The 13918-nt window shown below is 51.9% G+C and carries 11 protein-coding genes; 8 read left to right on the top strand and 3 right to left on the bottom strand.

What is annotated here, in order from left to right; all coding sequences use genetic code 11:
• Positions 1–836 precede the first annotated feature (836 nt).
• Positions 837–2030: a hypothetical protein gene (locus tag MK110_05395; GenBank protein MCH2210714.1), complete on the bottom strand. Its 1194-nt coding sequence runs from the start codon at positions 2028–2030 to the stop codon at positions 837–839.
• A 289-nt stretch (positions 2031–2319) separates the two neighbouring features.
• Here MK110_05395 and MK110_05390 point away from each other — a divergent pair, with 289 nt between their 5' ends.
• Positions 2320–2760 carry a hypothetical protein gene (locus MK110_05390; GenBank protein MCH2210713.1) on the top strand — a complete coding sequence of 147 codons (441 nt, stop codon included), beginning with the start codon at positions 2320–2322 and terminating at the stop codon, positions 2758–2760.
• A 105-nt stretch (positions 2761–2865) separates the two neighbouring features.
• On the opposite strand, the gene MK110_05385 is transcribed toward MK110_05390, so the two are convergent.
• Positions 2866–3549, bottom strand: coding sequence for a response regulator transcription factor (locus MK110_05385; GenBank protein MCH2210712.1), 684 nt, complete (start codon positions 3547–3549; stop codon positions 2866–2868).
• 541 nt (positions 3550–4090) lie between these two features.
• Here MK110_05385 and MK110_05380 point away from each other — a divergent pair.
• Positions 4091–5719 carry a hypothetical protein gene (locus tag MK110_05380; protein ID MCH2210711.1) on the top strand — a complete coding sequence of 543 codons (1629 nt, stop codon included), beginning with the start codon at positions 4091–4093 and terminating at the stop codon, positions 5717–5719.
• Between the two features lie 239 nt (positions 5720–5958).
• The gene (locus tag MK110_05375; GenBank protein ID MCH2210710.1) at positions 5959–6276 is read left to right on the top strand and encodes a hypothetical protein; all 318 of its coding nucleotides are present in this window, start codon (positions 5959–5961) and stop codon (positions 6274–6276) included.
• Positions 6277–6560: 284 nt separating this feature from the next.
• Here the strand turns inward: MK110_05375 and MK110_05370 are convergent, their stop codons facing one another.
• Positions 6561–7181 carry a sigma-70 family RNA polymerase sigma factor gene (locus MK110_05370; protein MCH2210709.1) on the bottom strand — a complete coding sequence of 207 codons (621 nt, stop codon included), beginning with the start codon at positions 7179–7181 and terminating at the stop codon, positions 6561–6563.
• A gap of 251 nt (positions 7182–7432) precedes the next feature.
• On the opposite strand from MK110_05370, the gene MK110_05365 reads away from it, so the two are divergent.
• From MK110_05365 to plsY, 5 genes are all read left to right on the top strand, one after another.
• The gene (locus MK110_05365) at positions 7433–8095 is read left to right on the top strand and encodes a sigma-70 family RNA polymerase sigma factor (protein ID MCH2210708.1); all 663 of its coding nucleotides are present in this window, start codon (positions 7433–7435) and stop codon (positions 8093–8095) included.
• Between the two features lie 163 nt (positions 8096–8258).
• Positions 8259–9566, top strand: coding sequence for a serine/threonine protein kinase (locus tag MK110_05360; GenBank protein MCH2210707.1), 1308 nt, complete (start codon positions 8259–8261; stop codon positions 9564–9566).
• A gap of 212 nt (positions 9567–9778) precedes the next feature.
• A complete protein-coding gene (locus MK110_05355) occupies positions 9779–11518 on the top strand; it encodes a protein kinase (protein ID MCH2210706.1) in 1740 nt (579 codons plus the stop codon).
• A 468-nt stretch (positions 11519–11986) separates the two neighbouring features.
• Complete coding sequence (locus MK110_05350) at positions 11987–12586, top strand: hypothetical protein (GenBank protein MCH2210705.1); 600 nt, start codon at positions 11987–11989, stop codon at positions 12584–12586.
• Positions 12587–12726: 140 nt separating this feature from the next.
• Positions 12727–13434 carry a glycerol-3-phosphate 1-O-acyltransferase PlsY gene (gene plsY, locus MK110_05345; GenBank protein ID MCH2210704.1) on the top strand — a complete coding sequence of 236 codons (708 nt, stop codon included), beginning with the start codon at positions 12727–12729 and terminating at the stop codon, positions 13432–13434.
• Positions 13435–13918 lie beyond the last annotated feature (484 nt).

Below are 13918 nucleotides of genomic sequence, written 5' to 3'. Positions count from 1 at the left end.
ACATGGCTTCAACCTCCACATAAACGGCTGATCCCTGATGATTTGTGGGGTATGTCAGACCTGTTTTGAATCGGTTGCTGGTCCAGTTACTGCCCTGTGTTTCTGCAGATCACCTGGAGTTGGCCGGTATCGCGGGACGTATGAAAACGTCCCGCAGTTGGATCCGGCACGGGACGCCGAATTCCGAATTTTTTCTTATTCATAGGATTTGCGGGGCAATTTCGGATGAGCTGCCCCGCAACTGTCCGTTGTCCCGGCAAATGCTGCAACGGATTGCCTTTGTCTTAAAGATACGTGCTCAATTCGATTCAGCTGCGACCGTTGAGCAGTTGGCTGGGGCATCCGGTCTTCCGGTGGAACAGAAATTCTGAATGTCTGATCCTGGGATGACTGACTCGTTCGGCATCGATGGAACGAATGGGTTCACAGCGAATCATGCCGTCTGTCTGAATCGAACGACCTGTCCGAGCAGCAGGAACTGTGGCAGGTTCTGACGGATGGGAGTGAGGCACTGTGGGACATCAAGCGCAATGTGATTGCGCTGCATTATCCTGAGAGACTCAAACTTCGCGAATTTGGAACGGTTCCTGAACTTTCGGAATCCCGAGTCTGCCGAATTGTTCACTGCGTTCGTGAGAGCGCTAATGGATTATGTGCGTCAGTGAGACTAAGGAGCCGCATAGTCACCTGCATTTGGTCATTTTGTCCAGCTGACAAAATTTGCTCTATTCTGAATTTGTGTCTGTGAATTTAGGTCTATGTGGAGTTGCTGTACGGTCCCTCGGTTCCACACCGGACTGAACCTTCCGGTCACCTGAATCTAACACGGGCCTCATTTACATCCGGGGTGGCAACTCTACCTCCGGTTCTTGCTTGCTAAAAAGACTTCGGGACCGAAGATTCTCTGAAACTTTAGTGAGAGTCTCATAGCTTCTTGGACTGGCCCCGGCGGACAGTGCCAACTCGAGAAAATTTTGAGCACGGAGACGATTTCCCAGAAACAACTCGTAGCCGGCTGCAAGCAACAGGCGATCGGCAGACGAAGGATGATCCTGAAGCCAGATCCACAAACCATTATGTGACAGCCAGGAACTGTTTGTTGCAGCATCACCGACAAGTTGTTTCGCCGTCACCCACCCTCCGCCGGCTGCATCATGAATCAGTATCGCCCGTTTCAACGCTGCGGCTGCCCTGGCAAAATCTCTTTGGACCACATAAACCCATGCGATTCGAAGCCACGGAGTCTGTCGATTTGAAGCGGCCTGAATCGCTGACTGATAAAATGTACGGGCAAGTTCAGGATCTCCGTCCTGCAAAGCCTGGTCGCCCCGATTCTGAAGCCGTTGGCTTTCGATCCTGTCCAGTGTGGTCACTCGTGCCTGATGAGCCGCGGTGGCTGCAAATTCTCCGGCGAGAGGTGCCATTTCAATCGCTGCTGTCACTTTCCGCTGGACTGATGCGAAATCTGTCTGAACAGGCTGCGTTGTGATCCCTGATCTGCCAAAGGAAGCAGAAAATTTGGCTGGTGGCGTTTTGTTGACCTTTGAGACGCTGACCGAAGGAATATCTCTGTTGTATACGGACCGATCACCTGAATACGCGGATGGAAGAGAGTAATAACCACTGAATCCAGTATCGTAATACAGTGGCAGCACCGGTCCAAAGCGTCTGAAAAACGAACCGGTTCCCGAATAATTCACCGACCAGCGAAAACCGGATGTTTCGGCCGACCAAATCGAAGGATAAAACAATCCCGGATGAATCCAGGACGGGGAACTAGCCAGACATGGATAGTAAAATGGAGTGAATCCGCGACCAACAGTGACTCCTCCAAAGAATTGACGATTGACTACAGAGCTGTGAACAACCTGATGGGGACTTCTGGCCGGCAGACTATGGCGGGTCCAGGTCGATCCCAGCGACATCCGGCCGGATCCGGTGAACTGCTGGCCAAACACCGGTTTGGCAGCGACAATTGCTGTCAAGACCGTGAGCAGGCGAATGTAATGCAGGAAACACACTGGTTGCATCTGCTAATTTCAGGCCCGAAGGACGGAAGACGAATCAGGAGCCAAATTCAATTATTTTGCACTCCTGAGGCAGGACTGCAATTGGAAACGTTCCGGGATGGTTGATCCGATCGAAAAAAAATCCACCCGAATCCCAACTTCAGCAGGCAGGATTATAGGAATCAACTTGCGTATTCTGCCCAGAAATGGTCGAATACAGTTGTATCTGATAATTGCTGCCTGGGTCCCACCAGCTAGGTGGAACGATTCCGGCTGTCTTTCATTGTGTCAATCATGTTGGAGATGACGAATGTTACGTCAATTTGCGGCTGGGTCACTTGTGTTCGCCATGGCAATCATGTTTGCAGCGACTCAGGCAGATGCTGCCGATAAGAAATTTTCCGCAAAATGCCCCATTTCGGGGGGCAAGGCAAAGGAATCTCAGGCGGCTGATTTCAAGGGTGGAAAAGTTTATTTCTGTTGTGGAAAGTGTAAGGCAGCGTTTGAAAAGGACTCCAGCAAGCACACGGCCAAAGCACACGCTCAGCTGGTTGCAACCGGACAATACGAACAAAAGAAGTGTCCATTAAGCGGTGGTCCGCTGAAGACAACTTCCACTGTTGGCGGAGTTGAAGTCAAGTTCTGTTGTGGCAACTGTAAGAAGAAAGTGGATGAGGCTGAGGGAGCAGATAAGTTCGCACTTGTCTTTAGCGATAGGGCCTTTAAGAAGGGCTTCGTAAAGACCAAGTAAAGACTTCAGGTCGAAACGCCTGACCAGTGAATCAGATTCGAAAATCCGCGTAACTTGTGTTACGTGGATTTTTTTTTGTGGTTCAAATTTCTTGCCTGCGTGTGTTCAGGCGTGAATCAGGCCTTCACGAATCGCCCAGCGACAAAGCTCAACTCGGTCGGAGGCGCCGAGTCGCTGCATGATACGATGCTTGTGCGCCTCAACCGCCTTGCGTGAGATCTGCAGTTCCTCAGCAACCTCAGGGACTCTGACTCCCTCCGCGACCCGAAGCAGAACATCCCACTGGCGGTCTGTGAACTGTGTCATTTGTCGACTGGCGGTGCACTGAAACTGTCGCTGTTCATCCAGAGTCACGCGGTTTTCCAGCTGCGCTGACAGCACGACTGCGCCTGATGCGATCCGAATGAGTTGATCGCAAATTTTGCGTGTGCCTTCTTGTCGTGATAAAAGCCCTGTGATTGGGTTGTTGGTGACGAGATCCAGTTGACGATCTGTCAGGCGATCGGCAAATACCGCAATTCGCGTTTCGGCCAGTTTCACAGCCAGTTCGGACGTCACACTGCGTATTGCATCTACAATGATCGATTCAGCGATAACGACCACAGACGGACGCTGACTTCGAATCACGTCCAGCAGGCCATCGAGATTCGTCACATGATCAACGGCGCAGAATGCTCCATACGCGTTGAGGCACCAGGAAACCGATTCAGCATGAAGTACGTTGGAGTCGGCGATGACAATTGTTGTTCCGCGGTCCGTGGATTCAGTCTCAATAGGGATTGTTTGCATGATTCATACTCCGTGACCCCTTAACGACGTGCGGGGAACTCACATACTTTCGAATGAAACTCTTCGAGGATGCGAACAAATCTTCGTTTGCAAGAATACTGAATGTGCTGGGATTTCCCCAGGGGAATATACCGCCGGAGACCGTAGGCTCCGGCTCTTGATACTGTGTGAGCGGCACGTCGGCGGAAGCTGCCGAACACAGCCATATGGGCCGTCCCCTGCCGATGTTGGGGAGCCTGAGCGGCTTCCGCGCCTCGTTAACGATTCTCGAAAAACACAGTCGAGTGAGCTGATTTCCTGCGAGATATGGAAAAACGTATAAACGGGAATCAGTGTCAACAGTCAGTTCGAACATTTTGGCCGATGTCGAAATGTCATAACTCCTATCTTTTCTATGATGCAAACGATCCAGTAATGCTGATTTTCGGCAGCTGTGATTCACGTGGAGTTGCAGGAGAAGGTGACCTGGAGTCCATGTAGGTATTGACTGTGTTCTCCGGCCGCCGCGTGACTTCACTTTCCGTGAAGCCAGGAGACTCCAATGGTCAGCAAAGAGGAAGAAACCACAGATAACGTGTCAGATCTGAGCGCAGTCAAAGATCTTCCGGACTCGCGTGTCCTTGAAGACAAAACGCCGGACTGGATCCGTATGTCAGGCGGTTCTGTTTTGTTTGTTCTGACGCTCGGCACTTTAATGATCACCATATTCTCCAGCCGACCGTTGTGGCCTACCGATCTGTGGGATCATGTGAATTACGGGAGCTGGATGATGGCTCACGGCAGGATTCCTTATACTGAGCCATTGCTTGCGCTGGCTGAAGGTGTCCCTGTGGTGACGTCCGCGTGGCTCTCCCAGTTAGGGCTGTTTACGCTGTTCTCAGCTTACGGGTTTGCCGGACTCCAGTTTGCCTACGGTCTGCTGGTGGTTCTTCCCCTGGGAATTGTGGCTACGGGCGGAGTAAGTCGATCCGGGTCTGTTGTGTTTGGTTTTGTGGCGCTCTTTTCATGTATGGCGCTGAACTGGCAGCAGTTGTTAGTTATTCGGCCACAGCTGGTGGGTTTTTTATGTTACTCAATGCTGGTTACGTGGCTGTTGACCGTACGTCGCTGGCGCCGGGCCGTCTGGGTATTGCTGCCTGTGATGTTCGGGATCTGGGCTAACTCTCACGGCTCGTTTGCCATCGGGCTGATGACCATGGCTCTGGCGGGACTGGCTCATGCGATCACTATCGGGGTAAGAACAAAAAGCATTGGTGCGGGTATTTCAAATCAACGATTTGTGCGACTACTGTTGCTGACTCAGCTGTGTGCCGCGGCTGCTTTGGTGAATCCGAATGGTCTGTTGATATTTACGGAGGTATTGCGGGTTGGCCGACATCCCAATATTGAATCGATGTTCGAATGGAGTCCACTGACGCTCCGAATGCATCAGGGCCGGATGGCCGCAGCGCTGGGATTGCTGTTGATCGTTGTGCTGCGGTGGAGTCCGCGTCGACTGCGGCTGGATGAGTCAATACTGCTTGTGTTTACCGCCGGAATGACGCTGTGGTCATCGCGGATGATCAACTGGCTGGCACCGGTGATGGGGCTGACTCTTGCCGGCCACGGTGCGGCTGCATGGAGACGGTTTCGGAGCATCGGGCGAACCACGGAGATGACTCAACGGACCGGATTGTGGGGGTTGGCGAATATTGGCCTGTGCTGGATATTTTTTGCAATGACCACTCTTGGTGTGCAGGTTGTTCATGGTCGCCGTGTGAGCATCGATCGGGCTGTTTCATCACAGACGCCCGTTTCGGCCGCTGAGTTTCTGAATTCACAGCGGTCACTTCCTGAGGGTTTGGTGTTTTGTTCCGCTGAGTGGTCCGGTTTTTTGCAGCGATTCGGTCCGAAAGGTTTCCGTCCCATGGTGAATCTGCATGTGCACGTGATTCCCGAGCAGGTTTGGACTCACTATCAGAGACTGGCCGCCGGCTCCGAGGACTGGCGATGTCTCACTGAGATTTACGGAGTGAACCTGGCAGTCACGGATAAGTCACGACATGAGCTGCTGATCGACGCGCTGAGAAAGAGCGAACACTGGGTAAAAGTTTTTGAAGATGCTCAAACTGTCATTTACAAACGAGAACCCTCCAAGCATCAGATTTTCGAGTCCGACGAGGTGTCTTAGCCGCCCGAGAACACCTGGTCGACCGTTCGAATGAATTTCCATGAGTCATTGAAAATGTATTCCGACAATCACTGTTGTTTCGATCCAGGTTGTGTCTGTAGTCGTGTTCATGATTGCCTGGTTTTGTACTGCCGGCCGGTGACCGGAAACGCATTCTGGCACAGTTGCCGGGATCGGTTCCGTCGGGGAAATTCAGATAGAAAATATGACGCACGCTGTTCTATCACCGCTGTGTGATGATGTGGGGCATTTCTGATGAAGACCTGGCGTTCGTGGCGTATGCTCTTTTGTCGCGGTACATTCAGCAGAAGCTCCGACTGTATTACGTTGAACATGCGTTTCGTGGCTGGGTAACGGAAATTGAGTTCAGGAATGATGCACTGATCCCCGGTTCAGGTATGGTTGACTATCTTGTGGATACTGGCGAATACGTTAACTCTCGGGGGATGAGCAAGATTCGATTCTGCAGCCGAACAATGAAGGCATCCACGTGTAGCGGGATTCTGACCGGAGTTCTTCAGCTCTTCATTACCCCACATGTTGACATCCCTTGCTGAAGCGGGAGTGACCCTGGATCGGTCCGTTTATACACCTGCCCGTGTGGCGACACTGCTTGAAATTTCTGCTGGAGCCTTTAGCGATTCTTAATTGGGTGAACCAGAGACAGAATGGTCGCCAATGCACTGGATCTTTGGGGCGGAAAACTCAGTCTGCGTTCTTGACGCTGGTGAGAGTCTTATCCGGATGCAAGAAGAATTCAGTGAATCCAACCCTGATGTCAGTTCACGCCTCAGCCCTGACGATGATTGACTGATGCGCGGGGGCTGTTCCACCTGCAGCTTCAGTCGACATTTCCAAGAATGTTACGAAGACGCTGCAGTGCACGCAGATGGCGCATGCCGGCGGCTGCAGGTGTCACATCCAGAGCCTCAGCCGTTTCCGCGCTGGAGAGGTGTTCGAAGTGTCGCATCATGATGATTTCGCGGTCGGCATCATCAAGCTGATTGATTGCTGCAACGAAGTGCTGTTCGATTTCTTTACGTACTGAAGCAGCCGCCGGAGTGAGTTCCGCATCTCGTAAAAGCTGAGCCAGATCATTGACCGATTTTTCATCACTGCTGACTGAGGCGATCGGCTGTTCTCGATCCACGCTGCGTTTTTTTGCAGCTCGATGCCGACGATGCATGTCGACGATTCGATCCCGGGCCAGTTGTCTTAACCAGAGGTGAAACGGGACGACCGGATTGTCCAGATAATCTTTCATACGTCTGCTTGCTTCGAACAGAACATCCTGAACGACATCACTTGCATCGACACGTTGAGCAATCGCCCGATCCATTCTCATATCAACAAGGCGTTTGACGGCCTCACGATGACGATCAATCAGGTCATCAACTGCCTGCTGGTTTCCGTCACGGATTTTTGTAAGAAGATTGAGTGTTTGGGTGCCTTCCGGCCACATAATCAACTCCCGCTGCACCGGGTTTCAGGTATGGGATCAGATTTTCGGTGTCATTGTGATTGCCGACATGACTCATGCCCGCGGCGACAGGATCGTCGTGCGTACCATTGGAACAGAATTCGGGAACTTCGTATCGAGGAAGCATTCGATTCAGTTTTCGGGGAACCGCAGACGCTGTTGATCAATACATCGAACTGCTAAAGTAATACCAGCCTAGTATTGTCCATGATCACTCAACCAGATCCAGACGGATGACACAGTCGGGCAAAGAATTACGGATTGAGCCTGAGCAGGAACTTATCGATCGGGTTGTTGGTGGTGATCAGGAGGCACTGGCAGAGTTGTTCTCGCAGCATCGGGACCGGCTGTGGCGAATGATCAACTTTCGCCTGGACCCTCGTCTGCACGGTCGGGTCGACGCAGACGACATACTCCAGGAAGCCTGGCTGTCAGCTGTTCAGCGAATCGATCATTTTCTCGCCGATGCCACGCGTTCTATTTTTGTGTGGTTCCGGCTTATTGCCAGCCAGACGATTATTGATCTTCACCGTCGGCATTTGGGAACTCAAAAACGCAATGCTGCACTTGAATTTTCGATCAATCGCGGCTGGACGTCCGGATCGACGTCTTCAGCACTGTCGTTTCATCTGCTCGGGCATTTGACTTCACCCAGTCAGGCAGCGTTGAGGGCCGAGTTGTCAAATCAGCTTCAGGTTTCTTTGCAGTCGATGAACGAAATCGATCGCGAAGTACTTGCCCTTCGTCATTTTGAACAGTTAAGCAACAAAGAAGCGGCTCTGATTCTTGGAATCTCAGATCAGGCGTGCAGCGATCGGTATATGCGTGCTCTGGGCCGCCTGAAGAATGTACTGCGGATCCTGCCGGAATTTCAGGACTGGACTGTGTTGCCGTAAGTATTACTTTTTCGTTGGCGGTGCACGTTAAACTGCAGCTTGCGATTGAAAAAAATAATTTCCGTGAGGCCGGCTGGGAGTTCCGGGTTTGACATTGGCTGACCGGTGATCGGGGTACTTGATAACCTTTCGCGTGAAGCGTGCTGTGAAGGAATAGCTATTGGTGAGTGACTTGAATTCACCGATCAGAGATGAGGACACCGGGTTTCAGTTGCTGGGGTTGCCACAACCAGGCCCAGGTGCTGATCTGAGGTCGCGCACGCCGATCGAGTTGCTGGCCAGTCAGTTTGTGGACGAACTGCGTCGCGGAGAACGACCTTCTATTGAAACCTATGCCAAACGATATCCCGTACACGCGGAAGTGATTCGTGAGTCATTTCCCGTGATGGCGATGCTTGAGCGGGCACGGTTGCAGAATGAATCCCGGGCCATGCGACGAAGTATACCCCGGCAGTTTCCATTCACACGTCTGGGGCGATGTAAACTTCTCTGTGAACTGGGGCGCGGGGGAATGGGCGTTGTGTATCAGGGACGTGATATTGATAGTAATCACATCGTCGCAGTCAAAGTACTGCCGTGGCGGGTTTCGATGGTTCCCGAATGGCAGAATCGATTTGAAGAAGAAGCACGCACGGCTGCGCGACTTCGCCACCGGCATATCGTTCCTGTGTATCGATTCGGGCAGGAACACGGTTACTGTTACTACACGATGCAGTTCATCAACGGTGTCACGCTGGAGCAGATTATCACTCGTCTGAGAGATACTGACGGGGTCGTTTATCGGGACGAAATAGTCCGTGAACAGCGGAGTCGTTCGAATCGTTTCGTGCAGGGGGATTCAGACCGGAGTCGGGAGGCCACTGCAGCAACGGACAATAATTCGCGACGACCTAGGTTGACCCGTGAATCCTGGCGAGCATTCACCCAAATTGCGATGCAGGTCTGTGAGGCGCTGCGATACGCTCATCAGCAGCAACTTGTGCACAATGATATTAAACCTGCCAATATACTGGTTAACGAGGACGGACGCGTCTGGATTACGGATTTTGGACTCTCCGGAACTGTGCGGGCATCTGAATCCAACCTTGAGGCCGATGCTCCATACGGCACGCTGCGTTATATGCCTCCGGAACGTTTCAGCGGTGTCTCTGACCGTCGCAGTGATTTGTATTCTCTGGGACTTACGTTTTATGAAATGCTGACCCGGCAGTATGCTTTTGATGCAGATTCAGAAGCTGAGCTGATTCAGCGAATTTGTGAGGAGCGTGTCATACGTCCTTCAAAAATTCAGCCGAAGATCCCACGCGATCTGGAGACAGTTGTGATGAACTGTATTGAGAAACGCCCTACGGATCGTTATCAGAACGCTGAATCATTGTATTCGGACCTGCTGTTGTGTGACCGCGGACAACGTGTGTCAGCGACTCGTCGTGGCAGGCTGTCTTCACTTTGGAACCAGTGGAGTTCGTGATCAAATCTGCACAATTCTTCCAGGCGTTACGTTTGACGTGACAGACCAGTTCTTCGGAAGCTGACAAATACTGCAAATCCAGCCAATGGTTGCTCGGGATTATGCGGAAATCGATGTGGGTGTAGTAGAATTTAACGGATCCGGAACCGTTCTGGTGGCAGGCGTTAAGCACATCGTCGGTGATCAACTGCAATAACTACAACAGTTTCTGCATGCCTGAAACAACTCAGATACCAGTGACGGCTGAACGCTATCTGAAGCTGCTTACAAAAAGCAGGCTGCTTTCGCCACGGCAGCTCGAAAAAATTCGCCAGGCCTTTGATGTGTCAGCAGACAGCCGGGGGGACGATCTTGCTCGTCAGCTGGTCACCGAACGAATACTGACGCCGTTTCAGGCAGAACTCCTGCTGGAAGGTCGTTATCGTGGGTTTGTTATCGACGGATTTCGTATTCGTGAGATTCTTGGCGTCGGCGGAATGGGTTGTGTTTTTATCGCTGAGGATCCTGAGTCAAATCAAAAAGTTGCTCTGAAAGTTTTGTCCAGCCGGTATTCAGCGGATGCCGGCATGCTGGCTCGTATGAAACTGGAATCATGGGCAGGAATACACATTGACCATCCCAATGTTGTACGGACGCACAAACTGGGTTCCACCGGAGCTGTCACGTATCTGGTCATGGATCTGATGCGAGCCATTAGTCTGCACGAATTGGTGGCTCTTGGTGGTCCTGTCCGTCCTGCCATGGCCTGCGATATGTTTCGACAGGCCGCTCTGGGGCTGCAGGCTGCACACGAAAAGAAAATCATTCATCGTGATATCAAGCCCGCAAACGTGCTGATCGATAAAACGGGGCATACATGGATTCTGGATTTCGGGCTGGCTCTGGTCGGGAATGAAAGCGCCGATGAATTTTCGCTGGCCATGATTTTTGGGCATGATTGTCTGGGGACACCTGACTACATCGCACCCGAACAGTCACTGGACAGTAACGCCGTAGATATTCGTGCAGATATCTATAGCCTGGGGTGCACTTTTTATGTTGCATTGACCGGCCGGGTTCCATTTTCTGAATGTAAAACCAATCGGGAAAAGCTGGAGGCACAGCGGACGCGAAAGGCTCCGGCGGTTCACGTGATCAGACCTGGTGTGCCTGTGGAGATTTCCGACGTTGTCGAAAAAATGATGGCTCGCGATCCTGCGAACCGGTATCAGTCGGCGGCGGAAGTGGCTGCCGCTTTGGAACCGTTGTCTTTACGCAGAACAGTCAAATTCGACTTCCGCAGGTTAATCACGATTCGGGCCCGACTGGCACGCCAGCGCGAACTCAGGGAAAACCGACAGCGTGACCGGTCGAATTCGTTTATCACATCGACTCTGTCGTGGGTGGACAATTCAAGTCAGCACCTTCAGTCTGAAAAAGAGACATTCAGCGGCAATGAAACGCCCGCCGTGCGTCAGCCGGATCGCCGTGAGAGTCAACAGGTTTCGGAAAGCGGACGGTCGTCAGGACTGCTTTCTTCCGGAACCGGCCAGTCTCCGGTCCTTCCGCGTGGATGGTATGTTCAGGCCATCAGCAGTCGGCGACGAATGAAGCTCAATACAGCACGCGTTCGGGTGGGCAAAGGGACTTCCAGTGACATTCAAATTCGCGGCGAAGCCTGTGACGAACATCAGTGTACGCTGACATTCAACAATGGGGTCTGGCATCTGAAGCAGCATTCAAAGACTCACCCCACGTTTGTGGATGGTAAACTGGACCCGTATGCCCAGTTAAGGTCCGGTGCGAAAGTTACGTTTATGGACGGATCCGGATTTGTTCTGCAGAAAAAGAAAATCAGTTCCAGGCAGACTTCTCTTTCAGAGGAGGCTGGCTGGTTGACCGTTGCTGCCGAGCTGGTGGGGATGGTGCTCCTGGCCGGTATTCTTTATGCCGCATGGAAGTTGCTGGTTTGATCCGAATCGTGGTATCGGACCATTAAATCAAACTGAGTTCCGACCTTGTGGCGGTTTCCAGAATTCCTGCCGGGTGCTTTCGTTCATCTGACGATGGTGGCATGATCCCGGTCACACTGACCGATTCGGCAGTCTCAATAGTCGGAAATGCTATAGTATTGTGAGTATTCATGTACTGAAACCGCGGAAGTCCTGGCAACGAAGTTCGCCCATTCTGCCGGTTTTCCCGGACAAACTGCTCATTGACGGCAAACCGAGTCGTTCCAGGCACTTCAAAGCTGCTGTTCCTGGTGACACGCTGCTAATTTCGCTACTTTTAGGTATTGGGCCGCTATATTGACCGCGGATCGTGGTGCCTGCTCAGTGGGCTAATGAGTTCCGTGTGCACATGCCGGTTTTTTAACAGGAGTCATCCATCACGGACCCTGTTCTTTTTCTTTTGGTGTCGATTCGGAAAGTCTCAATTCCATGGCGAAAAAGAAGGCTGTGAAAAAGAAGGCTGTGAAAAAGAAAGCCGTAAAAAAGAAGACTGTGTCACAGTCGGCAGCAAAAAAGAAGGTTGCTTCTCGCAGGCCCACACAGAAGAAAACTGCAGGTAAACCGTCTGCCAAAAAAAAGGCGGTCACGAAAAAAACTGTCGCAAAGAAAAAAACAGCCGCAGTTGCCAGGAAATCCCCTGCGTCGCGCACCACAGCTGCGGCTGCCCAGCCCAGAAAGTCTGTCAAAAAACGCAAAGGAGTACGACGGGCGACAACCACGGCAGGATTGAGATCCGGCAAACCTGCTCGCAAACTCGGAAGATCTCAAATTCCGATTGATGCACCCCTGGACATTGTGTTTCAAAATGATCGGTCGGCACTGGATGCGTTTGTGTTTCTGGGGATCCATACCATTCGCGAGCTGGAGCAGTTTGAGCCGGATGAACTGGTGAGACGTCTCACCAGTCCCGCGAAACAGACGGTTGGTCGGATCCGCAAGATACTGGCAATGAATAACCGTAGTCTGGAACAGGACGAAGCGTTTGCCCTGGAATTCAAGGAACGACTCTCGCAGACGCACAGCCTGTAACTGTATGTGGTGCGCAGTTCACCCCTTTCTGTGAGAAACGGACGGGGGGACTTCGGATTTTTCTGAAATCTGCTCAGGCCGACTTACCGGTTCATCCTAATTTTGATTACGGATCTCCTCTTTCACAGATTTAGGCGGTTGTGCCAGTTGTTGTCTTTCTGCTTTTGAGTTGCGTGCTGGGATTCCTTATTGGTGGTATCCCGTTTGGATTTCTCGTCGGAAAATTCGTAGTCAAAGATGATATTCGCAGTTACGGCAGTGGCAATATCGGGGCAACGAACGTCGGACGAATCCTTGGCTGGTACTGGGGTGCCTTGGTGCTGATTCTGGACGCAATCAAGGGGCTGATTCCCACGGTTGCTGCTGCCTGGCTCTCCGGATTTTTGATTTCTCCTGAGTGGTGGACTCACATGGCTGTGGCTGCCGGGATGAGTTCGGTGATTGGGCATATGTATCCGGTGTACCTGCAGTTGCGCGGAGGAAAGGGGGTTGCAACGGCACTTGGGGTTGTGATGGTTCTTGCCCCCCAGGCCCTTGGAATGGCGTTGGTTGTATTTGTTGTGGTAATGGTGTTGACACATCAGGTGGCACTCGGGTCGATACTGGCTTCCTCTGCATTTTGTGCTGCTTATCTGCTGTTGAACTGGGACCACGCGTGGAATACTTCGTCAGCATCACAGACGGCATTTGCCGTCTGTGTTCCACTCCTGATTATTTGGCGGCATCGCAGCAACATCCGAAGGATGTTGGCGGGTACCGAACCGCGGGTTACGGAGCATACGGAATCTGCAGATAGTGAGGACGGATTGAGAGTACTACACGAATCTGCGGAAGCAGACGAGGTCTGATGAGTTCGTTTTTCTGTTTCATCAGCAGAATTCTTTTTTGGAGCGAACAAACGTCCTCAGTGGAATCGCTGGTTGAACCAGTTAAGGCATTCCACTGGTAAACACGTAACCGGTCTGCTCCGGCATTTCAGAAGATGATTTGCATTCAGAACGAGGCAGGGCCGATTGCTGACTGAGGTGATCACCCTTTGTAACCGGCACCGATGGTCTGGACATGACGACTGTTGTATTTCTGAATGCCTTCAATGAGGTGTGTGCCGCCGAGGTCACTTTGGTCTGGCTGTGCCATGTCAGCAAAACTCGCTGTGGTTTCTTACCTGTCGATGTCAATCGAAACCGACAGGCCTGCTGTCAGAGTTCCGCAACGACGAACTCTGTTTCTTTCGATAAGACCGGAGAAGTGTCTGGTGACATTACATTCACCGCACCGAGCCTCTAAGCGGGATGTCTGCAAATCTGAAATTCTCTTTTGTAGTTGAGACAA

Source organism: Fuerstiella sp. (assembly GCA_022447225.1).
Taxonomy (GTDB): Bacteria; Planctomycetota; Planctomycetia; order Planctomycetales; family Planctomycetaceae; genus S139-18.
The sequence above is the reverse complement of the archived record's forward strand: the minus strand, read 5'-3'. Positions and strand labels throughout refer to the sequence as shown.

Excerpts from the sequence above, each read along its gene's own strand:
- MK110_05395 (MCH2210714.1), bottom strand. The coding sequence starts at position 2,030 with ATGCAACCAGTGTGTTTCCTGCATTACATTCGCCTGCTCACGGTCTTG.
- MK110_05350 (MCH2210705.1), top strand. The coding sequence starts at position 11,987 with ATGGCGAAAAAGAAGGCTGTGAAAAAGAAGGCTGTGAAAAAGAAAGCC.
- MK110_05375 (MCH2210710.1), top strand. The coding sequence starts at position 5,959 with ATGTGGGGCATTTCTGATGAAGACCTGGCGTTCGTGGCGTATGCTCTT.
- MK110_05355 (MCH2210706.1), top strand. The coding sequence starts at position 9,779 with ATGCCTGAAACAACTCAGATACCAGTGACGGCTGAACGCTATCTGAAG.
- MK110_05390 (MCH2210713.1), top strand. The coding sequence starts at position 2,320 with ATGTTACGTCAATTTGCGGCTGGGTCACTTGTGTTCGCCATGGCAATC.
- MK110_05370 (MCH2210709.1), bottom strand. The coding sequence starts at position 7,181 with ATGTGGCCGGAAGGCACCCAAACACTCAATCTTCTTACAAAAATCCGT.
- MK110_05365 (MCH2210708.1), top strand. The coding sequence starts at position 7,433 with ATGACACAGTCGGGCAAAGAATTACGGATTGAGCCTGAGCAGGAACTT.
- MK110_05380 (MCH2210711.1), top strand. The coding sequence starts at position 4,091 with ATGGTCAGCAAAGAGGAAGAAACCACAGATAACGTGTCAGATCTGAGC.
- MK110_05385 (MCH2210712.1), bottom strand. The coding sequence starts at position 3,549 with ATGCAAACAATCCCTATTGAGACTGAATCCACGGACCGCGGAACAACA.